Raw genomic sequence first — 22,948 nt, 5'->3', positions numbered from 1 at the left:
AGCAAAGAAATCTCCTGAAATGACACGAAATACAACTGCTGCGCTGGCCTTTGGCGCGCCCCTGCTGCTGTGCGCCAATGTGGCCCTGGCGGAACAAGGTTTCTCCTGGGAAGGCGAAATCGAAATCGGCAACGAACAGGTTGTCTCTTCTGATGTTGCAGGCAATGAAATCCGCAACACCTATGCCATCATCACCGCCACCGGCACCTATACATTTGGCTCTGGCGTTTCGATCTTTTCCACCCTCACCGCCGAGAGCGTGACAGATCCAACTGTAGACCGCAGCTTTGACGATATGGGGCTCTATATTGAAGAGCTCGGCCTCAGCTTTGGTCTGGGTCAGTCCACCACGGTGACACTTGGCAAACTACACCCTGTCTTTGGCACCGCCTGGGACGATACGGCTGGCTTCTTTGGCGGCACCCTGGCCGAAGATTATGAACTGGCAGAGCAGATCGGCGTTTTGGCCGATGTGGAACTGAACGGCGCAGGCACCCTGTCCTTTGGTATTTTTTTCGCCGATGACACGGGGCTAAGCCGGTCCTGGGGCACAGATCGGGGCCGCAACAGGTCCGACGCAGGCGGCGCGGGCAACACTGGCAACCTCGACAACTTTGCCATTCAGTGGGCCCATGAAGTTGACGGGACCCGTTTCCACGCTGGTGCCCGCCACCTGAGCGCTGGAACCGGCGATGTGGATGACGAACGGGGGATCGTGGTTGGTCTTGGTCATAGCTTTGACATTGGCCTTGATCTCTTTGCCGAATTTGCCAGCTTTGACAATTTTGGCGGCGGCGTGGATGACGCGACCTTTGCCACCCTCAACGCCGCCTATGCTATCGGCGACCTGACCCTTTCTGGCACTCTGTCGCAACGGGATCTTGACGCAGGCGGCAAGACAGATCTGCACTCGATCGCGGCGGAGTACGAGTTCCAGAACGGGATGACCCTGGGTGGCGCACTGGCCTATCAGGACGACAGCGGCATCAAAGACACTATTCTTGGCCTCAATCTGGTGGTTCCATTGGGCAGCTAACCCCAAAAATCAGGCCTGACTGGCTGGCTATCCTTTTTTCGGGGTCGGCCGGTCAGGTTTTGCGGATCAGACCAGAAGCCGCGCATATAAACAGGCCAAAACCGAAAAGAAGGAGCGCGATTTTACAGGGGATACCGGCGAAAATTCGTGCCCGACTAAAACGCTCAGAATTTCACTCTTGAAAACCCATTATTTTTGTCGGATATTCAGACCACCCCCCACGAGACACATCCTTGGGACCCTCGCATGATTATCTGCCACTGCACCTCTATCTCTGATCACGATATCCACGCCGCCATCGACTGGATGCGCAGCGCCGACCCAGAGACCATCATCACCCCCGGCAAAATCTACCATGCCCTTGGGAAAGCGGCTGATTGTGGCGGATGCATGCCACTCTTCCTCGACACCATGCGCAGCAATGATAAGGTGAACGTACCGGCGCAATTACAGAACCTGCGCCGCCGCACAAATCAGGAGATCACCTATGAAGGGCGACCCCAAAGTCATCGACTACCTCAACAAAGCGCTGCGACATGAGCTGACAGCTGTCAGCCAGTACTGGCTCCATTATCGCCTACAGGACGATTGGGGTCTTGGCAGCATGGCCAAGAAAAGCCGCGAGGAAAGCATCGAAGAGATGCAGCATGCGGATAATCTGATCGAACGTATTTTGTTCCTTGGCGGTCATCCGAACCTGCAAAAGCTGGATCCGCTGCGCATTGGCCAGACGCCCAAGGAAACGCTGGAATGTGACCTGGCGGCGGAAGAAAGTGCCCGCGCACTCTACAAAGAGGCCCGCGAGATCTGCAACCAGGCGGGTGATTACGTCACCATGAAACTGTTTGAAACATTGATGGCAGACGAAGAAGGTCATATCGACTTCCTCGAAACCCAGCTAGACCTGCACGACCGAATTGGCGCCGAAAACTATGCACAGCTCAACGCCACCAAAATGGAAGCGGTCGAAGAGTAATTTCTTGGTGGTTACCGCTCTGGCGGTGGCCACCCCCTTTGCCGGTCTTGCCCCTGCATGCGCTGGGGAACCCGTCTTTAAACTCTCGTCGATCCCCCTGTCGGATCCGCATCTGAACAGCCTGCCTCGCAGCGCCGCAGAACAGACCCGTATCGCAGCCGCCACCGCGCCGACACTGGATTTCACCGCTCCCGAAGCCTTTGAGGCCCGTCCCGCCGGCAGCGCCACCGTGCCCGCGCGCAGCGACACCACCGCCTTTTCGCAACATGGTGCCAATCTCTCTTTTGAACAGGAACTGGCCTTCAAGCTGGGCAATGGATTGTTCAAAAAAATCTGGGTGTTTTCCCCGGCCTCGACGCTTGCGTCAGATGGGTTGGGGCCGCTGTATAATGCGCGGTCCTGTCAGCGCTGCCATATCAAGGACGGGCGCGGCCAGGTGCCGCAAGACCTGGATTACCGCGCCGCCTCGATGTTTTTGCGCGTCTCAATCCCTGCACCACCACCTGTGCAGATGCGCGCCGTGCGCGACTATATTGGCACCGCGCCGGACCCGAACTATGGCGGCCAGCTGCAGGATTTTTCCCGCCCCGGTGTGCCCGCGGAATACCGCCTGCGGGTCAGCTATACCCCGCAAACCCTGACCTTGGCTTGCGGCGAAAGCGTCACCCTGCGCCGCCCAACCTACACCGCCGCCGCGCTGGGGTATGGGCCGCTGCACCCGGATGCGATGCTGTCGCCCCGGCTGGCGCCGCCGATGATCGGCCTTGGCTTGATCGAGGCAATTTCAACCGCTGATATCCTGGCCAATGTAGATGAGGCCGACGCCGATGGCGACGGCATATCCGGGCGCGCCAACCTGGTTTGGTCGGCCGAGTACGACCAGATCATGCTGGGGCGATTCGGCCATAAGGCCGGAATGCCCACGCTGCATCAGCAGTCAGCGGCGGCCTTTTCCGGCGATATCGGCATTTCAACGCCGCTGTTTGGCGCTGCTGCGGGCGATTGCACCGCCGCCCAAACAGACTGCCTTACGACGCCGCACGGCGATGGTGATATACGCGGCACAGAAATCGATCAGGCCAATATGGATCTAGTGACCTTTTACGCCCGCAACCTTGCCGTGCCTGCCCGGCGCGACCTGGACGACCCGCAGGTGTTGCGCGGCAAGGCCCTGTTCTATGGCAGCGGCTGCATCGGTTGCCATCAGCCCAAATTTGTCACCCAGCGGCTGACAGATCGTCCGGAAAACAGCTTTCAGCTGATCTGGCCCTATAGCGACCTCTTGCTGCATGACATGGGGCCGGATCTGGCCGACAATCGCCCCGAGGGCCGCGCGACGGGCCGGGAATGGCGCACGCCGCCGCTCTGGGGGATTGGCCTGACGCGACAGATCAACCCCAATGCAACCTACCTGCACGACGGGCGCGCCCGCAGCTTGCTGGAAGCCGTGCTCTGGCATGGCGGCGAGGCAGAGCCTGCGCGCAACCGGGTCATCGCCCTTACCCCAGCGGATCGCGCTGCTCTTCTTCGTTTCTTGGAAAGTCTTTGATGTGAAACACCTCCTTTTTGCCGTCGCCGCCATTGTCTGCCTTGCCCCGCCTGCGCTGCGGGCTGATGTTGTGGATGAGGTTCTCGACGATCAGATCCTGCCCGGAATGCAGGCCTTGGTCGATAGCAGCGCGTATCTGGCACAGACCGCGCAGACCAATTGCACCCCCGAAGAGAGCACGCTGCGGGATGCCTATGATCAAGCCTTTGATGACTGGATCCGTGTCAGCCACCTGCGCTTTGGCCCTAGCGAGACCGAAAACCGCGCCTTTGCCCTGGCCTTTTGGCCCGATAGCCGTGGCAAGATCCCCAAAACCCTGACGACACACCTGCAAGCAGCGGATCCCACCCTGCTGGAGCCGAAAACCTTTGTGCAGTCTTCAATCGCCGGGCGCGGGTTTTATGCGCTGGAGTTCCTCTATTTTGATCCCGCAGCCGCCAAGACACCCGCAGCTTCCTATCGCTGCGCGCTGGCCGCCGTCATGGCCCAGGATATCGCCACAACCGCCAGAGCGATCCAGCAGGACTGGCAGAACAGTTATGCCGCGCAGATGCGCAATGCCACCGGGCGCTATCAGGACAAATCAGAGGTCAAGCAGGAGCTGTTCAAATCGCTGAACACAGGGCTGCAGATGCTGGCGGATATGCGGCTGGGGCGGCCGCTGGGGCGGTTTGATGCGCCGCGCCCCAAACGGGCCGAGGCCTGGCGCTCTGGTCGCAGCCAACACCATATCGTGCTGGCCCTGCAAGCGCTGCATCCGCTGGCAACTGCGCTGGCAGATGGCGATGCGGCCCTGATTGCCCGCCTTGATGCCGCCTTTGAAAAGCCGACCCTACGTGCGCTGCGACTTGAGGACCCCATCCTTGCAGGTGTTGCGGCCCCCGCAAAACGCATCCACATTGAGGCCCTGCAGCAAGAGATCAATGACCTACGTGCCCTGATCACCAGTGATCTCGGCACGGCGCTTGTGGTCTTGGCGGGCTTCAACTCATTGGATGGCGACTAGGCTCTGGCCCCACTCACCCTCTGTCAGATTGGGAACAACAGATGACAACACGACGTAGCTTTCTCGCCGGACTCTTGGCGACAAGCCTTGCCCCCAGCCCCACCTGGGCTGATCTTGGCGGCCCTGCCTTTCTGGCCGCCGCCAAAACCCCGCAGGGCGGCTATCTGCTCGCGGGGCTCTCTGATCAGGGGGCAATCCGTTTTACCTGCCCCCTGCCCGGCCGGGGCCATGCCGCAGCCGCCCATCCGCAACGCCCCGAAGCCGTGGCCTTTGCCCGCCGTCCCGGACGGTTTGCCGATGTGATCGACTGCCGAACCGGCGCGCGCCTTGCCCGACTAGAGCCGCCACAGGGGCACCATTTCTATGGGCATGGCGTCTTTAGCCCCGATGGCAGCCGGTTGTACACCACCGAAAATGATTTTGAAAATGGCCGCGGCATCATCGGCGTCTGGGAGATCGCACAGGGCTATCGGCGCAGCGCCAATTTTAGCTCTGGCGGGATCGGACCCCACGACATGCTGCTGCGTCACCACGGGACAGGCCTGCACATCGTCGTGGCCAATGGCGGCATTGAAACCCACCCCGACAGTGGCCGCGCCAAGTTGAACCTGCCGCAGATGCGGCCCAACCTCAGCCTGCTATCGCTGGAGGGCGATCTGCAGGACGTGATGGAGCTGGCCCCGGATCTGCGCTTGAACTCAATCCGCCATCTTGCGCTCTCTGCTGATGGGACGGTGGGGTTTGCGATGCAGTGGCAGGGGGATCTGGGCGCGGAAGTACCGATTGTCGGCCTTTACCGTCCGGACACGCCCCCCCAGCTAATGGGCGAAGGTGATCCCCGGTTGCGGCATCTGCAGGGATATGGTGGCTCCGTCGCCTTTACGCCGGATGGGCGCAAGATCGCGGTCAGCTCTCCGCGTGGCGGGCTGGTGCAAATCATGCAGGTCGAAAGCGCCGAAATCATTCAGGAAATCCCGCTGACGGATGTCTGCGGCCTAGCGGCAACTGCAAGCGGGTTGATGGCCAGCACCGGGCTTGGCAAGGTTCTTACCCTGGATGGCCCCACAGTCACCCAACAGCAGAGCCATGATCTGGCCTGGGACAACCACCTTATTCGCCTAGGGTAATCTGGCAGGTTTCATCCTGGGCTGATGTTGGGGCAAAAACTGTAATCCATGGCAAGGCGCGGTCTCTGATCGCGCCTTTTTTCTTTCGCTAGATTCTTAATTCGAAAGCCAAACGAAAACAAATGATGACTCCTGAAATAGAATAGGCTAAATCTCCGCATCAAAAGGAAAGCCAATGGATGCAGCGACTCGTCATTCTCACATTCTGGATCTACTGAACGCCCAGGAACGGGTCGAGGTGGAGGATCTATCGCGCCGCTTTGCAGTCTCGCTGCAAACCATCCGCACAGATCTGCGCGACCTTTCCGCGCGAGGCGCGCTGTCGCGAGTCCATGGCGGGGCAGTGCGCATCAGCTCGGCGGCCAATCGTGCCTATGCAGATCGGCGCAAACAAAACGCCAGCGCCAAACAGGCCATGGCCGCCGTTCTGGCTGATCTGATCCCCGATCGCTGCTCTGTGGCGCTGAATATCGGCACCTCAACCGAACAGGCGGCACGGGCGCTCAGCAGCCACCGGGGATTGACCGTTCTGTCTAATAATATAAATATTATCAACCTGATGATCGGCGGAGAGGCCAAGGAACTGGTTCTGGTCGGCGGCACTGTGCGGCAAAGCGATGGCGCAATTATTGGTGAGGATGCGGTTGAATTCATCTCGCGATACAAAGTGGATTATGCCATCATCGGTGCCTCGGCACTGGATGCGGATGGCGCCATTCTGGACCATGACGCCAACGAGGTTTCTGTCGCCCGCGCCCTGTTGAAAAATGCCCGCAACAAGATCCTTCTCTGTGATGGCAGCAAATTTTCTCTCTCTGCACCGGTGCGGATCTGTGACCTGTCAGACCTGGATGTCGTGATCACCGACCAATTGCCGCCAGCCCAATTCTGCGATGTCGCCCACGCCGCTGGCACCCGCATTCTGACCACCGCCACAAACGAAAGCTACGAAAATGACTGATCCCAAGATCACCGATCTCTTTATCATTGGCGGCGGCATCAATGGCTGCGGCATCGCCCGTGACGCCGCAGGTCGTGGCCTCTCGGTCACGCTGGCCGAGATGAACGACCTCGCCTCTGCCACATCCTCAGCCTCGACCAAACTGTTTCACGGCGGGCTGCGCTATCTTGAATACTTTGAATTCAGGCTGGTGCGCGAGGCCTTGATCGAGCGCGAAGTGCTGCTGAAGGCGATGCCACATATCTCCTGGCCCATGCGCTTTGTGCTGCCATTTCATAAAGATATGCGGTTCGACAATGATACGCCGACCTCTAAACTGCTCACCACCTTTATGCCCTGGATGAAGGGGCGTCGCCCTGCCTGGCTGATCCGGCTGGGGTTGTTTCTGTACGATTCTCTGGGCAAGCGTGGCATCCTGCCGGGGACCAGCACAGTGGATCTAACCACCGATATTGCAGGCAAACCCCTGAAATCGAAATTCAAAAAAGCTTTCGAATATTCTGATTGCTGGGTCGAAGATTCCCGCCTTGTGGTGCTCAATGCCCGCGATGCCTTGGCGCGTGGCGCCCAGATCATGACCCGAACAGAGGTTCTAAGTGCCAAGCGCCACGCCGACCACTGGGAGATCACGGTCAAGGATCACACAAGCGGCGAGACCCGCACCCATCGCGCCCGGATGCTAGTCAATGCAGGCGGGCCCTGGGTGGCCGATCTGCTGCGGCAAAAGCTGGGACAAAACAACCGCGAAACCGTGCGCCTGGTGCGCGGCAGCCATATCGTGGTGCCAAAACTGTTTGACCACGGCCGCTGTTATTTCTTTCAAGGCACCGATGGCCGCATCATTTTTGCCATTCCCTACGAAGAAGATTTCACCCTGATCGGCACCACCGATGCGGATCACCCAGATCCTGAAATCGCGCCCGAATGCACGCCAGAGGAACAGGACTATCTGGTGAATTTTGCTTCGCAGTATTTTGCAAAGCCGCTCAGCCGCAACGATGTAATCTGGACCTACTCCGGAGTGCGCCCGCTCTATGATGATGGCGCCAGTTCGGCCACTGCGGCAACGCGTGAATATGTGTTGACGCTGGATCAAACGCAGGCACCGCTGCTGAATGTCTTTGGTGGCAAGATCACCACCTATCGCAAGCTGGCTGAATCCGCCCTGGCCAAGATCGGCGAGGCCCTGCCAGGTCTTTCAGGCAACTGGACCGCTGGCGTTCCAATGCCCGGAGGTGATTTCCCGGTCGAAGATGTCGCCAAGCTGACGGCCAAACTGGCCAGCGACTATCCTTTCCTCAGCGCCTATGCCACGCGCCGTCTGATCCGTGCCTATGGGCTGGAAGCCTGGGACGTTCTGGGTGCGGCAAAAGCACCACAGGATCTGGGCCAGGATTTTGGCGCCACCATCACCGCGCAAGAGCTGGACTGGGTGATCAAAAACGAATGGGTCCGCACGGGCGAGGATTTTCTATTGCGCCGCACCAAGCTGAACCTGCGGCTGGATGCAGCCCAGCGCGTGGCAGTGGATGGCTACATTCGCGAAAAGGCGGCATAACCACCGCGTCCACACAGAAAACCAGCCACGTCGGCCCAGAGCATGTTCTGGGCCGACGCTCTCTTAAAACTCGACGCCTTTTTGTGCCTTAACACCGGCACGAAAAGGATGCTTGATCTGCCCCATTTCGGTGACAAGATCGGCGATCTCGATCAGCTCTTCTTTGGCGTTACGCCCGGTCAGCACCACATGGGTCATCGGCGGCTTTTCCTCCACCAGGAATTCCAGCACCTCGTCCAGATCCAGATAATCATAGCGCAGGGCGATATTGATCTCGTCCAAAAGCACCATGGTGTTACGCTCATCTCGAATCATTTCTTTGGCTTTTTCCCAGCCCTTTTGCGCCGCAGCAATATCGCGCGCCTTATCCTGAGTTTCCCAGGTAAAGCCTTCACCCATTGCATAAAACTGGCACAGATCGCTGAAGTTTTCCTCAATCAGGCTGCGCTCGCCCGTCTGCCAAGCGCCCTTGATGAACTGCACCACAGCCGAGGGCATGCCATGGGCGATACAGCGCATGATCATACCGAATCCCGAGCTGGACTTGCCCTTGCCCGGGCCGGTGTGGACGATGATCAGCCCCTTTTCACCATCCTTGTTTTTCATCATGCGATCGCGGGCGGCCTTTTTCTTGGCCATCTTAGAAGCATGCCGTGCCGCTTCCTCTTCTGAAACGCCGGTTTCGGACTTCTCGCTCACTGGGGTCACTCCTGCTGTTTGTGCAAGTCTTGACAAGGAAGCCCCCAATAGCGCAAGGGGTTTTCGTTGGTTCCTGCAAATTGCAGGCGAAGAGGGAATGTGACAGGTTGGTGCCCCTTGGCATCTGTCTCAAGCACAGCCGCCCCCGCGACCGTGACCGGAGAGGTCTCTGATGCCACTGGTGCCCAGCGCCGGGAAGGCAAGAGAGCCGCAGACAGGCCCCAGGCCCGTTGAAATCCGCAAGCCGGGAGACCTGCCAACGCATGAGACAACGGGCGAACGGGGTGTGTCGCAACTGGTTGTGGGAGCGCATCTCTGCCCTCCCCCTGCTGGCACTGCCCCCTTGGCCCCACAATGGATGTGCGCGCTGATGGCAGACGATATGGCGGAACGCCCCGCCCCAAATACCGCAGAGGTCACCCTGACGATCTGCACAACCTGCAAACGCGAAGGTGTTGACCCCGAGGCCACACGCCCCGGTACCCTGCTGCTGTCGGCCCTCTCCGAGGCGACACTGCCAGCCGGGGTCGCAGTGCGCGGTGTTGAATGCCTCTCGGCCTGCAAACGCGGCTGCGCCATGGTGCTGACCGGCGGCGACACCCGCTGGAGCTACATCTACGGAGATCTCGATCCCGAAGCCCATGTGGACGACATTCTGGCGGGCGCTGCGGCCTATGCTGCCACCACCGATGGGCTGGTACCCTGGCGCGAACGCCCGCAGGTGTTTCGCAAGCAATCCATTGCCCGCATTCCCCCAATCACATTCCCCTGCAAGGACGAAACCACATGAGCGATCTCAACAAAATTCCTGTCACTGTCATCACTGGTTTCCTTGGCGCGGGCAAGACCACGCTGATCCGCCACCTGATGCAAAACCCACAGGGCAAACGTCTGGCGGTTCTGGTCAATGAATTTGGCACCGCAGGCGTCGATGGCGACATCCTGAAATCCTGCGCCGATGAAAACTGTCCTGAAAACAACATTGTGGAGCTGGCAAACGGCTGCATCTGCTGCACCGTGGCGGATGATTTCATCCCCACGATCGAGGCCCTGATGGCCCTGCCCCAGGCCCCCGAACATATTCTGATCGAGACCTCAGGCCTGGCCCTGCCCAAGCCGCTGCTCAAGGCCTTTGACTGGCCGGCCATCCGCTCGCGCATCACCGTTGATGGCGTCATTGCCCTGGCCGATGCCGAAGCCGTGGCCGCAGGGCAGTTTGCCCCCGATCTCGCCGCCGTTGAGGCCCAGCGCGCTGCCGACGACAGCCTGGATCACGAAACGCCGCTGTCGGAAGTGTTTGAGGATCAGATCTCTTGCGCCGATATCGTGCTCTTGTCCAAAGCCGATCTGGCAGGCGAGGCCGGGCTGGAACAAGCCCGCAAGGTGATCGAGGCCGAAGCCCCGCGCCAGGTGCCAATCCTCCCAATGAGCGAAGGGGTGATTGATCCGCGCATCATTCTAGGGCTGAATGCAGCCGCCGAAGATGATCTGGAGGCACGTCCCAGCCATCACGATGGTCACCACGACCACGAACATGACGATTTTGAAAGCATAGTTGTCGAAATGGGCGAAGTATCTGACCCGGAAGCGCTGCAAGATGCCATTGTGAACTTGGCCCGGACTCGCAATATCCTGCGGGTCAAAGGCTATGTTGCAGTAAAGGGCAAGCCAATGCGCATGTTGGTACAGGCCGTGGGCGAACGTCTGCGGGCACAATACGATCAGCCCTGGGGCGATGCACCGCGTCGCACCCAGTTGGTCGTTATTGCCGAACATGACAATATCGACGGGGCCGCCATCCGGGCAGACCTGGGCGCCTAGGCCACTGGCAAAGACAAAGCAAACGCGGGTGCCGCATTCTGGCTGCAAGGTCGGGCGGCACCCTAAACACTCTGCAAGAGGCCACACCAATGCACGTCGTTTTTCGTGAAAGCCACGGGTTGGATCAAACCGACACGCCACAGGATCTGGGGCAATCGCCTGCCGATCTGGTGGTACTGTCCTTTTCCGACAGCGACCTTGGGGCCTTTGCGGCAGGCTGGCATCGTGCCGATGGCACACTGCCCAGCCTGCGGCTGGCCAATCTGGTGGCGCTGAAACACCCGCTGTCGGTCGACACCTATGCCGAACAGACACTCGCCGGGGCCAAGGGAGTGCTGGTGCGGCTGATTGGCGGCGAAAGCTATTGGCCATATGGGCTGGCCACCCTGCAGGATCTGGCCCGCCGCCGCGGCATCGCACTGGCAATCCTGCCAGCCGACGGCCGTGAAGACCCTCGGCTGGACGCCCTGTCGACACTACCAGCCTCGACCCTGCGGCGGCTGCAGGCGCTTTGTGATGCGGGCGGCGCGGTGGCGGCGCAGGCGGCGTTGGCGCAGCTCTCGCTGGCGGCGGGGCTATATGCCGGGCCAGTTTTGGGGCTGAAATCCACGCCGCAGCACGGTTTCTATGATCCTGATCAGGGGGTAATTTCGCCCCCCGATGTGCAGGATAAACCCTTGGTTCTGGCCAGTTTCTACCGCTCTTATCTGACTGCCGCCGATACCGCCCCGGTGGATGCGTTGATTGCTGAACTGCGCGCCCGTGGCTACGCCGCCTACGGCGTGTTTGCCGCCAGCCTGAAATCCACACAGACCGCCGCCTGGCTCCGCGAGACCCTGCCGTCGCTGACGCCAGCCGCTATTGTTAACGCCACCGCCTTTTCGGCCCAGGGCAGTGATGGCAGCGCCTCGCCGCTGAATGCCACCGGCTGTCCGGTGTTTCAGGTGGCTCTGTCCACCGCCCGCAAAAAAGACTGGGCCGAAGCGGCGCGCGGGCTCTCGCCTGCGGATCTCGCGATGCATGTGGTTTTGCCCGAAGTAGACGGCCGTATCCTGGCAGGGGTTGTCAGCTTCAAATCCCCCGGCAAGCAGGATCCGGACCTTCAGTATTCCCGCTTTGCCCACCGCCCCGTTGCCGATCGCATCGCGGCGGTTGTCGACCGGGTCGAAGGCTGGCTGCGCCTTGCAGCCCAGCCCAATACGGCCAAGCGCCCGGCGCTCATCCTGTCGACCTATCCCGGCAAGGCCCACAATCTGGCCCATGCGGTGGGGCTGGATGCGCTGGCCTCCTGTGACGAAATCCTGGCAGAATTGGCCAGGCAGGGCTATGACGCCGCGCCGCAGGGGAATCTTGGCCTGCGGCTGGACAGCGCCGCTCTGCGCTTTTCGCTGCAAGAATATACCGCCGCGCTGGCCAGCCTGCCGCAGGTGCTACAGCAGGACCTGGCCGCCGCCTGGGGGCAGCCGCAGCAGGATCCCGACTGCAAGGATGGCGCGTTTCACTTCAAGGCACTTCAGGCGGGCAAGGCGCTGATCGCCCTGCAGCCCGAACGTGGCGAGGTGCAGACCCGCGTTGACGACTACCATGCTCTGGAACGCACACCGCGCCATGCCTATGTCGCCTTTTATCTCTGGCTGCGCCAGCACAGCGATGTGCTGGTCCATATCGGTGCCCATGGCACCCTCGAATGGCTACCCGGAAAATCCGTTGCACTCTCGGCGGCCTGCTGGCCCGAAGCGCTGACCGGCGCGCTGCCCGTTGTCTATCCCTTTATCGTGAACGACCCCGGCGAGGCCGCTCAGGCCAAGCGCCGCATTGGAGCCGTAACCCTAGGCCATGTGCCGCCACCCCTGGCCCAGACCACCCTGCCCGAGGGCATGGCACGGCTGGAAAACCTGCTGGATGAATATTCCACCGCCGATGGGCTGGACCCGGCGCGGCGCGACCGTCTGCTTGATGATATCCGCGCGGAGGCCCAGGGCACCGGCGTCGAGGCAGATCTCGGCCTCACCCCGGAGACCTCTGCGGCAGAGGCCATCACCCGGATCGATGCCTTTGTCTGCGACATCAAGGAAAGCCAGTATGGCGAGGGGTTGCATATCTTTGGCACCGGCGATTGCGGCGCGGCAGAACATGCTGGGCTGGTCGCTGCGCTGAATGGGCAGTTGGTGCCTCCCGGCCCTTCTGGCTCTCCGTTTCGCGGCCGGTCGGACGTGCTGCCCACCGGGCGCAACCTCTTCACCACCGACCCGCGCGCGGTGCCGTCACGGGCGGCGCAGGCGCAGGGGGTCAAACTGGCGGAAGAGTTGCTGCGCCGCCACCTGCAAGACCAGGGCGACTGGCCGCAGGGGCTGGTGATTGATCTCTGGGGCTCTGCCACCATGCGCACCGCCGGCGAGGAATTTGCCATGGCGCTGCATCTGGCCGGGCTGGCCCCCAAATGGGATAAGAATTCGGAACGAGTGTCCGGCTTTGAAGTCCTGCCCCTCTCCATGTTGGGACGCCCCCGCATTGATGTCACCCTGCGGGTATCAGGTCTGTTCCGCGATATCTTTCCCGGCCTGGCCCAAATGTTCGAAGCCGCCGCTGGTGCGCTGGCGGGGCGCGACGAAGACCCCAGCGACAATCCCTATCTGGTGCAGGGCCCACGGGTTTTTGGCCCCAAACCGGGCCTCTACGGTCTGTCCATGGGGCCACATATCGACAGCTACAGTGACGACGCACGCGCAGCAGCAGGCGAGGCCTGGATCACCGCCTCGTCACATGCCATTGACGCCCAGGGCGATATATCAGAGGCCCGCAGCGCCCTGGAGGCCCGCCTAAAGGGGGCCGACAGCTTTGTTCACCTGCAGGATCTGCCCGAAACGGACCTGTTGATCGCCGAAGACTACGCCGCCCATGAGGCAGGCTTTGCCGCTGCCATGGCCCGGATCGGCGCCCCGGCACCTGCGCTTTATCATCTGGATGCCACCCGGCCGGACCGTCCGCAGGCACGTTCCCTGGGCGAAGAGATTGCCCGCGTCACCCGCGCCCGCGCCAGCAACCCGGACTGGGCCAGCGCCATGATGCAACACGGCTTTCGTGGTGGGGCCGAGATTGCGGCCACGCTGGATCATATGGCGGCCTTTGCCCATCTGGCCCAGGTGGTGCCGCCGCATCTGTTTGATCTCTACTTCGAGGCCACCCTGGGGCGCGAAGATCTTGTTGCCTTTCTCGAACAGGAAAATCCCAAAGCCCTGGAGGCAATGCGCGACCGCTTTCGCGCCCTGGCAGCGGCCGATCTGTGGACCACGCGGCGCAATTCCATCATGGCCCTGCTGGAGGACACCGCGTGACCAAAGCCCCCGGCCCTGCTGCCTCCCCCGACCCAAAGGTCTATGGCTGGTGCCCTGGCGCCCTGCGACCGATGATGTCGGGGGATGGGCTGGTTGTGCGTATTCGCGCGCCACTGGGACAGCTGAGCCAAGACCAGGCGTCGGCAGTTGCGACGCTGTCTGAACGCTTTGGCAATGGTCTGATCGACCTCTCGGCACGGGCCAACCTGCAACTGCGCGGCATCACTGCCGACAGCTATCCTGCCCTGATTGCCGCCCTGCAAGACCTCGGCCTAGTGGATCATGACAGCGCTGCCGAGGCGCGGCGCAACGTGATGTTGACCCCCCTGTGGAAGCCCGAGGACATCAGTCACCGCATCGCCGCCCAGCTTGAACAGGCGCTCCGCGATGCCGAGGATCTCTTGCTGCCCGGGAAATTCGGCTTCGTGGTCGATGCCGGGGAGAGCCCCCAACTACGCGACTGCGTCGGCGATATTCGAATTGAGACCAGCGGTGCCGAGCTTTTGCTCCTGGCTGACGGTGCAGAATGTGGCCAATCGATTACCGCCGAGACTGCCGCCGAGGCAGCACTTGATCTGGCGCGCTGGTTCTTGCAACAGGGCGGCGCGCCCGAGGGGCGCGGCAGAATGCACCCGCTCATAGCGCGCCGCGGGCTACCCGCGTCACACATCACGCCCCGTAGCGCCAGCACTCCATCGCCAACGATCGGAAACTGCGCCATTGGCCAATTGGTCGGGCTTGAATTCGGCCAGATCACCGCTCAGGCCCTCGCAACGCTGGCAGAGCAAGGCGCCCTGCGCCTGACCCCTTGGCGCATGCTCCTTATCGAGGGCAGGCACGACATTGAAATCCCACGCCTGCCCGGCCTGATCCTTGACGCCCGCGATCCGCGCCTGCGGGTGAGCGCCTGCACCGGTGCGCCCGGTTGCCTGCAGGCGCTTTCGGCCACCCGCGATCTGGCCCGCGATCTGGCCCCCTTTGTACCAGAGGGGCAAGTGCTGCATGTCTCGGGCTGTGCCAAGGGCTGTGCCCATCCCCGCCCGGCGCCGCTGGTGCTGACCGCAACCGCCCCCGACACATTTGCCCTGATCCACCATGGCAAGGCCGGGGATCACCCGTTAAGAGACTCCCTAAGGGCCGGTGCCTTGCGCGCCGCGCCGCAAATCCTGACAGAGGGCAGCTGACATGCTCCACACCTATGAAACCAACGGCGCGGCCATCTATGCCGAGAGCTTTGCCACCATCCGCGCCGAGGCCGATCTGGCCCGGTTCAACAAGGATGAAGAAAGCGTCACCGTTCGCATGATCCATGCCGCAGGCATGGTTGGCCTGGAGGAGCACGTGCATTTTTCCCCAGGAATGGCACAAACCGCCCGCGCCGCGCTGGCGGGTGGTGCGCCGATCCTCTGTGATGCCTATATGGTCAGCGAGGGCATCACCCGCCCACGCCTTGCCGCCAATAACCCGGTTATCTGCACCCTGCGCGATGAACGTGTGCCCCAGATGGCCAAAGAGATGGGCAATACCCGCTCGGCCGCTGCGCTAGAGCTCTGGCGCCCGCATCTTGACGGCGCCGTCGTCGCCATCGGCAATGCCCCCACTGCCCTGTTTCACCTGCTCAACATGCTGAAGGATCCCGCCTGCCCGCGCCCCGCCGCCATCATCGGCTGCCCGGTTGGCTTTGTCGGCGCGATGGAATCCAAAGACGCCCTGATGCAGGATCTTCCGGTGCCCTCGATGATCGTAAAGGGCCGCCTGGGCGGCTCTGCCATCACCGTGGCAGCGGTCAATGCGCTTGCCAGCTGGAAAGAGTGACCATGCCAACAGTAACACCGGGTAAAGTGATCTGCGCCGGGCTTGGCCCTGGCGACCCCGACCTGATGAGCGTCAAATCCTGGCGTGCCATCCAGGGTGCCAAACATGTGGCCTATTTCCGCAAGGAAGGCCGCAAAGGTCAGGCCCGCGCTCTGGTAGACGGTCTTTTGCCCGCCGGGGTGATCGAACACGCGATGGAATATCCGGTCACCACCGAGATCCATTTCTCTGACCCCGAATATAATCGCATCCTTGCTGCCTTCTATGATCAATGGGCCGAAACCCTGGCCGGTATTGCCAAGAGCGACGGCGAAGATGTGGTGGTGCTCTGCGAAGGGGACCCCTTCTTTTACGGCTCTTACATGCATCTTTATACCCGGCTGCAGGGTCGTATCGCGCAAGAGATCATTCCCGGCATCACCGGCATGTCCGGCTGCTGGACAGCCACGGGTCAGCCCATCACCTGGGGCGATGATGTGCTGACCGTGGCCATGGCCACCCTAAGCGAGGATGAGCTGACCCGCCGCATCCGGGAAACCGACGCGCTGGTGGTGATGAAGATTGGCCGCAACCTGCCGAAACTACGCCGCGCCCTGGAGCGCGCCGACAAACTGCAGGATGCCTGGCTGGTGGAACGCGGCACCATGCCAAGCCAAAGCGTGCAAAAACTCTCCGAGCTCTCTGGCGATGTGCCTTATTTTTCGATCGTTCTGGTGCATGGACAGGGACGCAGACCATGACAGATGCAGCGACAAAAGGCTGGGTAAAGATCCTCGGCCTTGGCCCCGGCGACGAAACCATGGTGACAGCCCAGGTCCAGCAGGTGATCACCGAGGCCACCGATGTGGTGGGCTATATCCCCTATGTGAAACGCATTCCCGAACGCCCTGGCCTTACCCTGCATGCCACCGATAACCGGGTCGAGGTGGAGCGCGCCACCCATGCGCTGGAAATGGCAGCTGAAGGCAAGCGTGTCGCGGTTGTTTCCTCTGGCGATCCCGGCGTTTTTGCCATGGCCTCGGCCCTGTTCGAAGCGCTGGACCTGGCCAATCGCCCCGATTGGCTGGATCTCGATATTCAGGTGCTGCCGGGCATCACCGCGATGCTGGCGGCCTCGGCCCGGATTGGCGCGCCGATGGGGCATGACTTTGCCGCTATCAACCTTAGCGACAATCTAAAACCCTGGGGCCTGATCGAAAAGCGCCTGCGCCTTGCCGGCGAAGCGGGCTTTGCCATGGGATTTTACAATCCGCGCTCCAAATCGCGCCCACATCAGTTTGGCCGGGCACTAGAGATCCTACGCGAGGCCTGCGGTGGCGAGACATTGATCTCCTTTGCCCGAGATGTGTCCAAACCGACGGAGGAAATCACCACCGTTACCCTGACCGAGGCGCGGCCAGAGATGGCGGATATGCGCACCGTGGTCATCGTCGGCAACAAGGACACCCGCCGTGTCGGCCCGCATGTCTACACGCCGCGCTACGCGTCTGACACATGAGACAGCCAGGCCAAAACCTCTGCCAGAGTGCCCAGCATACGCCGGGCTGGCAGCCCGGGTCTGTCGATCATCACGATCGGCAGGCCAAGCCCACGCGCGGCAGTGAGTTTGGCTGCTGCGCCAGCGCCACCTGCGTTCTTGGCCACAATATGAGTGATGCGATGACGCCGCAGAAGCGCCAGATCGCCCGCCGGATCAAACGGTCCACGCGCCAGTTCCACCGTGCAGTCAGGCAACGGCAGATCCGCAGCCGGTGCATCGACCAGACGCAGCAGATAGTGATGCTGCGGCTTTGCCGCGAAGACTGCCAAATTCTGCTTGCCAATGGCCAGAAACACCCGCGCGGCCTGTTCGGGCAAAGCGGCAACTGCGCCAGCCATATCTGGCACATGACGCCATTTATCGCCTACCCTGGCCTGCCAGGCCGGGCGTTCAAACGCGCAGATCGCAACCCCCGCCTGGGCGCAGGCCTGCAGCGCATTGCGGCTCATCTGGGTAGCAAAGGGATGGGTGGCATCCACCACATGGCTGATGTCATTTTCCCGAAGATAGGCCAGCAAGCCGGCCACACCGCCAAAGCCCCCCACCCGCATCGGCAAGGGCTGCGGCACCGGCTTGGCGGTGCGCCCGGCATAGGAAAACACCGCATCGGCGCCGCTGTCGGCCAGGGCGAGAGCCAGCGTAGAGGCCTCGGTGGTGCCGCCCAGAACAAGTGTGCGTGTCATGTCTGATCCTGTCTTGCAAAGCGCAGGCCAACCCTGGCTCACGGTGATTGGTCTGGGCGAAGATGGACCGGCCGGCCTGTCAGAGGCAAGCCGCAAAGCGCTGGCGGATGCGGAAACCATCTTTGGCGGGCCACGTCATCTTGATCTGGTACAGGCCGGGGCCAAGGGGCTGCCCTGGCCGGTGCCTTTTTCAACCGCACCAGTGCTGGCGCTGCGCGGCCGCCCGGTGGTGGTTTTGGCTTCAGGGGATCCGTTCTGGCATGGTGCCGGCGGCTCGCTCGCCTGCGATCTGGAACCTGAAGAATGGGCATCACACCCGGCACCTTCGGTGTTTTCTCTGGCGGCCAACCGTCTACACTGGAAGTTGGAAGACAGTCTGTGCATCGGGCTACACGCCGCCCCCTATGAACAGCTGGTGCCGCTGCTGGCCCCCGGCCAACAACTGATATGCACCCTGCGCGATGGCGCGGCCCCGGCAGAACTGGCGCGGTTTCTGGTGACCCAGGGGTTTGGGACTGCGCAATTGCGGGTGCTGGAACGGCTTGGCGGACCGCGGGAACGCATCCGCAACTGCACCGCTGATACCTTTGATCTGACACGGGTACAGGCCCCTGTCGCAGTTGCCATAACCCCAAGCGGCTCCAAAGGCCTGCCGCGCGCCTCAGGCCTGCCGGACGATCATTTCCTCAGCGATGGGCAGATCACCAAGCGCCCCATTCGTGCGCTGACCCTGTCGGCCCTGGCGCCGCGCCCGCACGAACTGCTTTGGGATATTGGCGGCGGCTCTGGCTCTGTGTCGGTGGAATGGTGCCTGGCGGCCGCCGGAGCCCGCGCCATCAGCTTTGAACCCCGCGCCGAGCGTCTGGACAATATCCGTGCCAATGCCGCCCGCTTTGGCCTGAGCCACCGCATGGCCGGGGTTCTGGGCAGGGCGCCAGCGGTACTGACCGGGCATGACCTGCCCGACTGCGTCTTTCTAGGCGGGGGTGGCTCGCCAGAGCTGCTCGATCACCTGTGGCAAATCCTGCCACCCGGCACCCGGCTGGTGGCCAATGGCGTCACCCTGGAAACAGAAACCCTGCTGATGCAGGCCCACGCCCAGCACGGCGGCCATCTGTTGAAGGCGGAAATCGCCGAAGCTGGGCCTTTAGGGTCCATGCGTGACTGGCAGCGCGCCCGCCCGGTCATCCAGTGGAGCGTCACCCGATGATGATCGCCGGATTTGGGTTTCGCAGCACCGCAACATTGGCCGATCTGCGCGCCGCCCTGGCCCTGACCGGCGCGCAGCCCGATGCGCTGGCCTCGATCACAACCAAGGCAAGCCAATCCGCCCTTGTGGATCTGGCGCAGGCGCTGTCGGTGCCGCTGATTGCCCTGACCGAAGACGAAATTACCGGCACGCCGACCCTCACGTCGTCGTCGCGTATCCTCACCCGATTTGGCACCGGCTCTCTTGCCGAGGCCTGCGCCCTGGTTGCCGCCCGCAAGGGCCAGCCGCAGGGCGTACAGGCCCGCCTGATCGCCCCCCGAGTTATCACCGCGGATGGGTTCGCCACCGCGGCCATTGCAGAAAGAGTTGAGCCATGACCGTTCACTTCATCGGCGCCGGTCCCGGCGCTGCCGATCTTATCACCCTGCGCGGGCGCGACTTGATCGCCGCCTGCCCGGTCTGTCTCTATGCGGGCTCTCTGGTGCCCGAGGCCCTGCTGCAGCACTGCCCCAAAGACGCCAAGGTGGTCAATACCGCCGCCCTGTCACTGGATGAGATCATCACCCATATCCAGGCCGCCGATGCCGCCGGGCAAGATGTCGCGCGACTGCATTCCGGCGATCTGTCAGTCTGGTCGGCCCTTGGCGAACAACTGCGCCGGTTGCGCGCGCTGGACATCGCCTATGACATTACCCCCGGCGTACCGGCCTTCGCCGCCGCCGCCGCCACCCTGGGTGCAGAGCTGACGCTGCCGGGTGTGGCGCAATCGCTGGTGCTGACGCGCACCTCTGGCAAGGCCTCTGCCATGCCCGAAGGCGAAACGCTGGAGAATTTTGCCCGCACCGGTGCGACCCTGGCCATTCACCTCTCGGTACATGTGCTGGAGGATGTGATCGCCCGGCTCACCCCAAGCTATGGCGCCAAGTGCCCGGTTGCCGTGGTCTGGCGCGCCACCTGGCCTGATCAAAAGGTGGTCAAGGCGACGCTTGGCACCCTGGAAGAGGCTACCGGCGGGATGCGCGGGCGCACCGCGCTGATCCTGGTCGGACCGGCGCTTGGGAATGAAGGTTTTGACGAAAGCTGCCTTTACGCGCAGGATTATGACCGCCGCTACCGGCCACAAAGCGCCGATAGCCAATGGGCCAACTGGAGCGAAGGTGATGACTGATTTCCCCAAAGGTTTGATGATCTCCGCCCCGGCCTCTGGCACCGGCAAGACTACGGTGATGCTGGGCCTGCTGCGGGCCCTTGCCGAAGACGGCCTGGCGGTTCAGCCTTTCAAAAGCGGCCCCGATTATATCGACCCGGCCTTTCACTTTGCCGCTGCCAAACGCCCCAGCTTCAATCTGGATACCTGGGCGATGGACGCGGGGCTGCTGGATGCGGTTGCCGGACAGGCAACAGGGGCTGATATATGCATCGGCGAAGGCTCGATGGGGCTGTTTGACGGTGTTGCCACCCGTGGGCAAACCGGCTTTGGCTCTTCTGCCGAAACCGCCAAGCGCATGGGCTGGCCAGTGGTGCTGGTGATTGATGTGGGCGGTCAGGCGCAGTCTGCCGCCGCTACCGCGCTGGGGTTCAAGTCCTACGACCCAGAGGTGCCCTTTGCGGGCGTAATCCTGAACCGGGTCGCCAGCCCGCGCCACGAACGCCTGACCCGACTGGGTATGGAACGGGCTGGCGTCAAAGTTTTGGGGTCGCTGCCCCGTCGCGGCGATCTTGCCCTGCCCGAACGCCACCTGGGCCTGATTCAGGCGGTGGAGCATCCCGATCTGGAAGCCGCCATCGCAGGCTATGCCAATTTCCTGCGCGAACATGTGGATCTTGAGGCGCTCAAATCGGCAGCCATGGGCGCAGCCGCCCCAGCCCCCAACACGCTGCCAAAGCCCCCGGCGCAGCGCATCGCGCTGGCACGGGATGCGGCGTTTTCCTTTACCTATCCGCACCTTCTGACCGGCTGGCGCGCCGCTGGCGCTGAAATTCTGCCGTTCTCCCCCCTCGCAGACGAGGCCCCGGCCCAAGACGCCGATCTGGTCTGGCTGCCCGGAGGCTACCCGGAACTGCACGGCGGCACTTTGGCCGCCGCCGAGACCTTCCGTGCGGGCCTGCGCAAACATGCCGAGACCAAGCCAGTGCATGGCGAATGTGGTGGTTACATGGCGCTCGGCGCGGCGCTGATCGACAAGGAGGGCAACCGCCATCAGATGGCCGGGCTGCTGGGGCTGGTCACATCCTATGAGAAACGCAAATTCCATTTGGGCTATCGCCGCGCCGAACTGCTGGCGCCGATGCCGGGCTTTGCGACAGCTGCGCCCCTGCGTGGGCATGAGTTCCACTATTCCACCATACTGGATGAACCTGACGCCCCACTGGCCCATGTCATGGACGCCGATGGCAATCCGGTCCCCGAAACCGGATCCATCAAGGGCCATGTCACCGGCACCTTTTTCCATCTGATCACCGGAGAGGGCGCATGAGCGGCTTTGTCAGTTTTGTCTCCTCCGGCCCCGGTGACCCTGAGCTGCTGACCGTCAAGGCGGTGAAACGGCTGGAAGCGGCAGATGCGGTGCTGTTTGACGATCTCTCCTCAGGGCCAATCCTGACCCATGCCAGCGCCGAGGCCGATCTGGTGGGTGTTGGTAAACGCGCCGGGCGGCCCTCACCCAAACAGGACCACGTCAGCCAGCTGCTGGTGGACTATGCCAAAAGCGGCCTCAAGGTTGTCCGGTTGAAATCAGGTGACAGTGGTGTCTTTGGCCGTCTTGAAGAAGAGATCCTCGCCCTGCGTGCTGCGGGCATCCCGTTTGAGATCATCCCCGGTGTCACCGCAGCCTCAGCCGCGGCGGCTGCGGCCAATATCCCGCTGACCCGGCGACTGACGGCGCGCCGTATGCAATTCATCACCGGTCACGACGTCACCGGTGGCCTGCCAGATAGCCTGAATATGGCGGCTCTGGCCGACCCGGATGCCACCACGGTTGTCTATATGGGCAAACGCACCTTTGCTGCCCTGGCGGAAAAGCTGGTCGAAGCAGGTCTGCCACCTGAAACCCATGCGCTGGTGGCCCTGGGGGTCTCCACCCCCGACCAGCAGCTCAGCTGCCATACGGTCGGTGAATTGCCACAGGTTCTGCGTGCGATGGAGACCACTGCGCCGGTGCTGATCCTCTACGGCCCGCTGGCCGATACCGATCTGACCCCGGGAGGCTGAACCGGTGTCGCGGCCAACCCTGACCCTCTGCCGGAGCTGCAAGAGCGCCGATCTGGCCCTGCCCGGCCGTCTGACAGAGGCCCTGATACAGGTCGGGATCTCGGCGCGGGTGCAAGAGGTGGACTGCATGTCCGGCTGCACTCGCCCGCAGACCCTTGCAGTGCGGCAAAGCGGCAAGACGGCCTATCTCTTTGGCGAGATCACCGCAGCGGACCTGCCGGACATCCTCACCTTTTTGCGGCTCTTTAACGAAAGCTCCGATGGCACCCTGGCAGATGCCCGTCCGCTCGGAACCCTGCGGATGAAGGCCATCGCGCGAATCCCGGCAAATCTGGACTAGATCCTACAACAGGGTCAAAATCGCCCTGCCCACCGAAAAAATCGCATCTTTGTCCAAGCGGGACGGTTTCCAACTTGACCG

The 22,948-nt window shown here is 62.2% G+C and carries 23 protein-coding genes and 1 riboswitch; of the genes, 21 read left to right on the top strand and 2 right to left on the bottom strand.

What is annotated here, in order from left to right:
* The first annotated feature begins 19 nt into the window (after positions 1-19).
* From LRK71_RS12215 to glpD, 8 genes are all read left to right on the top strand, one after another.
* Positions 20-1,036 carry a porin gene (locus LRK71_RS12215; protein WP_232404079.1) on the top strand — a complete coding sequence of 339 codons (1,017 nt, stop codon included), beginning with the start codon at positions 20-22 and terminating at the stop codon, positions 1,034-1,036.
* A 246-nt stretch (positions 1,037-1,282) separates the two neighbouring features.
* Positions 1,283-1,576 (top strand): (2Fe-2S)-binding protein, encoded by a 294-nt coding sequence (locus LRK71_RS12210; protein WP_232404078.1) that lies wholly within the window; start codon positions 1,283-1,285, stop codon positions 1,574-1,576.
* The gene (bfr, locus tag LRK71_RS12205) at positions 1,524-2,012 is read left to right on the top strand and encodes a bacterioferritin (protein WP_232404077.1); all 489 of its coding nucleotides are present in this window, start codon (positions 1,524-1,526) and stop codon (positions 2,010-2,012) included. The genes LRK71_RS12210 and bfr overlap by 53 nt, the downstream gene beginning before the upstream one ends.
* The gene (locus tag LRK71_RS12200; protein WP_232404076.1) at positions 1,969-3,561 is read left to right on the top strand and encodes a di-heme oxidoreductase family protein; all 1,593 of its coding nucleotides are present in this window, start codon (positions 1,969-1,971) and stop codon (positions 3,559-3,561) included. The genes bfr and LRK71_RS12200 overlap by 44 nt, the downstream gene beginning before the upstream one ends.
* Position 3,562: 1 nt before the next feature.
* Entirely contained in the window at positions 3,563-4,567 is a 1,005-nt protein-coding gene (locus tag LRK71_RS12195) for an imelysin family protein (RefSeq protein WP_232404075.1), read from the top strand.
* 41 nt (positions 4,568-4,608) lie between these two features.
* Positions 4,609-5,694 carry a DUF1513 domain-containing protein gene (locus LRK71_RS12190; protein ID WP_232404074.1) on the top strand — a complete coding sequence of 362 codons (1,086 nt, stop codon included), beginning with the start codon at positions 4,609-4,611 and terminating at the stop codon, positions 5,692-5,694.
* Between the two features lie 175 nt (positions 5,695-5,869).
* A complete protein-coding gene (locus LRK71_RS12185; RefSeq protein ID WP_232404073.1) occupies positions 5,870-6,655 on the top strand; it encodes a DeoR/GlpR family DNA-binding transcription regulator in 786 nt (261 codons plus the stop codon).
* Positions 6,648-8,213 carry a glycerol-3-phosphate dehydrogenase gene (glpD, locus tag LRK71_RS12180; protein WP_232404072.1) on the top strand — a complete coding sequence of 522 codons (1,566 nt, stop codon included), beginning with the start codon at positions 6,648-6,650 and terminating at the stop codon, positions 8,211-8,213. Before LRK71_RS12185 ends, glpD begins: the two co-directional genes overlap by 8 nt.
* Positions 8,214-8,276: 63 nt before the next feature.
* On the opposite strand, the gene cobO is transcribed toward glpD, so the two are convergent.
* Positions 8,277-8,912: a cob(I)yrinic acid a,c-diamide adenosyltransferase gene (gene cobO, locus LRK71_RS12175; RefSeq protein ID WP_232404071.1), complete on the bottom strand. Its 636-nt coding sequence runs from the start codon at positions 8,910-8,912 to the stop codon at positions 8,277-8,279.
* A 50-nt stretch (positions 8,913-8,962) separates the two neighbouring features.
* A riboswitch (cobalamin riboswitch) is annotated at positions 8,963-9,187 on the top strand.
* 95 nt (positions 9,188-9,282) lie between these two features.
* On the opposite strand from cobO, the gene LRK71_RS12170 reads away from it, so the two are divergent.
* The 7 genes from LRK71_RS12170 to cobJ all read left to right on the top strand — a co-directional run bounded on the left by LRK71_RS12170 (position 9,283) and on the right by cobJ (position 17,381).
* Positions 9,283-9,702 carry a DUF1636 family protein gene (locus LRK71_RS12170; RefSeq protein ID WP_232404070.1) on the top strand — a complete coding sequence of 140 codons (420 nt, stop codon included), beginning with the start codon at positions 9,283-9,285 and terminating at the stop codon, positions 9,700-9,702.
* Positions 9,699-10,733 (top strand): cobalamin biosynthesis protein CobW, encoded by a 1,035-nt coding sequence (gene cobW / locus LRK71_RS12165; protein WP_232404069.1) that lies wholly within the window; start codon positions 9,699-9,701, stop codon positions 10,731-10,733. Before LRK71_RS12170 ends, cobW begins: the two co-directional genes overlap by 4 nt.
* 89 nt (positions 10,734-10,822) lie before the next feature.
* Complete coding sequence (gene cobN / locus LRK71_RS12160; protein ID WP_232404068.1) at positions 10,823-14,068, top strand: cobaltochelatase subunit CobN; 3,246 nt, start codon at positions 10,823-10,825, stop codon at positions 14,066-14,068.
* Positions 14,069-14,139: 71 nt separating this feature from the next.
* On the top strand, positions 14,140-15,252 hold the full coding sequence (gene cobG / locus LRK71_RS12155; RefSeq protein ID WP_232404172.1) for a precorrin-3B synthase: 1,113 nt from the start codon (positions 14,140-14,142) through the stop codon (positions 15,250-15,252).
* A gap of 1 nt (position 15,253) precedes the next feature.
* Positions 15,254-15,883 (top strand): precorrin-8X methylmutase, encoded by a 630-nt coding sequence (locus LRK71_RS12150; protein ID WP_232404067.1) that lies wholly within the window; start codon positions 15,254-15,256, stop codon positions 15,881-15,883.
* Between the two features lie 2 nt (positions 15,884-15,885).
* Positions 15,886-16,623 (top strand): precorrin-2 C(20)-methyltransferase, encoded by a 738-nt coding sequence (locus LRK71_RS12145; RefSeq protein WP_232404066.1) that lies wholly within the window; start codon positions 15,886-15,888, stop codon positions 16,621-16,623.
* Entirely contained in the window at positions 16,620-17,381 is a 762-nt protein-coding gene (gene cobJ, locus LRK71_RS12140; protein ID WP_232404065.1) for a precorrin-3B C(17)-methyltransferase, read from the top strand. Before LRK71_RS12145 ends, cobJ begins: the two co-directional genes overlap by 4 nt.
* Here cobJ and LRK71_RS12135 read toward each other — a convergent pair.
* Entirely contained in the window at positions 17,363-18,106 is a 744-nt protein-coding gene (locus tag LRK71_RS12135; RefSeq protein ID WP_232404064.1) for a cobalt-precorrin-6A reductase, read from the bottom strand. The genes cobJ and LRK71_RS12135 overlap by 19 nt on opposite strands.
* On the opposite strand from LRK71_RS12135, the gene cbiE reads away from it, so the two are divergent.
* From cbiE to LRK71_RS12105, 6 genes are read left to right on the top strand one after another with little or no spacing between them, the layout of a single operon-like run.
* On the top strand, positions 18,105-19,316 hold the full coding sequence (gene cbiE / locus LRK71_RS12130) for a precorrin-6y C5,15-methyltransferase (decarboxylating) subunit CbiE (protein WP_232404063.1): 1,212 nt from the start codon (positions 18,105-18,107) through the stop codon (positions 19,314-19,316). The genes LRK71_RS12135 and cbiE overlap by 2 nt on opposite strands.
* On the top strand, positions 19,313-19,693 hold the full coding sequence (locus LRK71_RS12125; protein WP_232404062.1) for a cobalamin biosynthesis protein: 381 nt from the start codon (positions 19,313-19,315) through the stop codon (positions 19,691-19,693). The genes cbiE and LRK71_RS12125 overlap by 4 nt, the downstream gene beginning before the upstream one ends.
* Entirely contained in the window at positions 19,690-20,484 is a 795-nt protein-coding gene (cobM, locus tag LRK71_RS12120) for a precorrin-4 C(11)-methyltransferase (RefSeq protein ID WP_232404061.1), read from the top strand. The genes LRK71_RS12125 and cobM overlap by 4 nt, the downstream gene beginning before the upstream one ends.
* On the top strand, positions 20,477-21,793 hold the full coding sequence (locus LRK71_RS12115; protein WP_232404060.1) for a cobyrinic acid a,c-diamide synthase CobB: 1,317 nt from the start codon (positions 20,477-20,479) through the stop codon (positions 21,791-21,793). The genes cobM and LRK71_RS12115 overlap by 8 nt, the downstream gene beginning before the upstream one ends.
* The gene (gene cobA / locus LRK71_RS12110; RefSeq protein WP_232404059.1) at positions 21,790-22,527 is read left to right on the top strand and encodes a uroporphyrinogen-III C-methyltransferase; all 738 of its coding nucleotides are present in this window, start codon (positions 21,790-21,792) and stop codon (positions 22,525-22,527) included. The genes LRK71_RS12115 and cobA overlap by 4 nt, the downstream gene beginning before the upstream one ends.
* Positions 22,528-22,531: 4 nt before the next feature.
* Positions 22,532-22,867: a DUF1636 family protein gene (locus LRK71_RS12105; protein ID WP_232404058.1), complete on the top strand. Its 336-nt coding sequence runs from the start codon at positions 22,532-22,534 to the stop codon at positions 22,865-22,867.
* Positions 22,868-22,948 lie beyond the last annotated feature (81 nt).

This window comes from Pseudophaeobacter flagellatus (assembly GCF_021228235.1).
In the GTDB taxonomy this organism is placed as follows: domain Bacteria; phylum Pseudomonadota; class Alphaproteobacteria; order Rhodobacterales; family Rhodobacteraceae; genus Pseudophaeobacter; species Pseudophaeobacter flagellatus.
The sequence above is the reverse complement of the archived record's forward strand: the minus strand, read 5'-3'. Positions and strand labels throughout refer to the sequence as shown.

Bases quoted from the DNA above. Each gene is read 5' to 3' on its own strand.
- LRK71_RS12215 (WP_232404079.1), top strand. From the start codon at position 20: ATGACACGAAATACAACTGCTGCGCTGGCCTTTGGCGCGCCCCTGCTG.
- LRK71_RS12210 (WP_232404078.1), top strand. From the start codon at position 1,283: ATGATTATCTGCCACTGCACCTCTATCTCTGATCACGATATCCACGCC.
- bfr (WP_232404077.1), top strand. From the start codon at position 1,524: ATGAAGGGCGACCCCAAAGTCATCGACTACCTCAACAAAGCGCTGCGA.
- LRK71_RS12200 (WP_232404076.1), top strand. From the start codon at position 1,969: ATGCACAGCTCAACGCCACCAAAATGGAAGCGGTCGAAGAGTAATTTC.
- LRK71_RS12190 (WP_232404074.1), top strand. From the start codon at position 4,609: ATGACAACACGACGTAGCTTTCTCGCCGGACTCTTGGCGACAAGCCTT.
- LRK71_RS12185 (WP_232404073.1), top strand. From the start codon at position 5,870: ATGGATGCAGCGACTCGTCATTCTCACATTCTGGATCTACTGAACGCC.
- glpD (WP_232404072.1), top strand. From the start codon at position 6,648: ATGACTGATCCCAAGATCACCGATCTCTTTATCATTGGCGGCGGCATC.
- LRK71_RS12170 (WP_232404070.1), top strand. From the start codon at position 9,283: ATGGCAGACGATATGGCGGAACGCCCCGCCCCAAATACCGCAGAGGTC.
- cobW (WP_232404069.1), top strand. From the start codon at position 9,699: ATGAGCGATCTCAACAAAATTCCTGTCACTGTCATCACTGGTTTCCTT.
- cobN (WP_232404068.1), top strand. From the start codon at position 10,823: ATGCACGTCGTTTTTCGTGAAAGCCACGGGTTGGATCAAACCGACACG.
- cobG (WP_232404172.1), top strand. From the start codon at position 14,140: ATGATGTCGGGGGATGGGCTGGTTGTGCGTATTCGCGCGCCACTGGGA.
- LRK71_RS12150 (WP_232404067.1), top strand. From the start codon at position 15,254: ATGCTCCACACCTATGAAACCAACGGCGCGGCCATCTATGCCGAGAGC.
- LRK71_RS12145 (WP_232404066.1), top strand. From the start codon at position 15,886: ATGCCAACAGTAACACCGGGTAAAGTGATCTGCGCCGGGCTTGGCCCT.
- cobJ (WP_232404065.1), top strand. From the start codon at position 16,620: ATGACAGATGCAGCGACAAAAGGCTGGGTAAAGATCCTCGGCCTTGGC.
- cbiE (WP_232404063.1), top strand. From the start codon at position 18,105: ATGTCTGATCCTGTCTTGCAAAGCGCAGGCCAACCCTGGCTCACGGTG.
- LRK71_RS12135 (WP_232404064.1), bottom strand. From the start codon at position 18,106: ATGACACGCACACTTGTTCTGGGCGGCACCACCGAGGCCTCTACGCTG.
- LRK71_RS12125 (WP_232404062.1), top strand. From the start codon at position 19,313: ATGATGATCGCCGGATTTGGGTTTCGCAGCACCGCAACATTGGCCGAT.
- cobM (WP_232404061.1), top strand. From the start codon at position 19,690: ATGACCGTTCACTTCATCGGCGCCGGTCCCGGCGCTGCCGATCTTATC.
- LRK71_RS12115 (WP_232404060.1), top strand. From the start codon at position 20,477: ATGACTGATTTCCCCAAAGGTTTGATGATCTCCGCCCCGGCCTCTGGC.
- cobA (WP_232404059.1), top strand. From the start codon at position 21,790: ATGAGCGGCTTTGTCAGTTTTGTCTCCTCCGGCCCCGGTGACCCTGAG.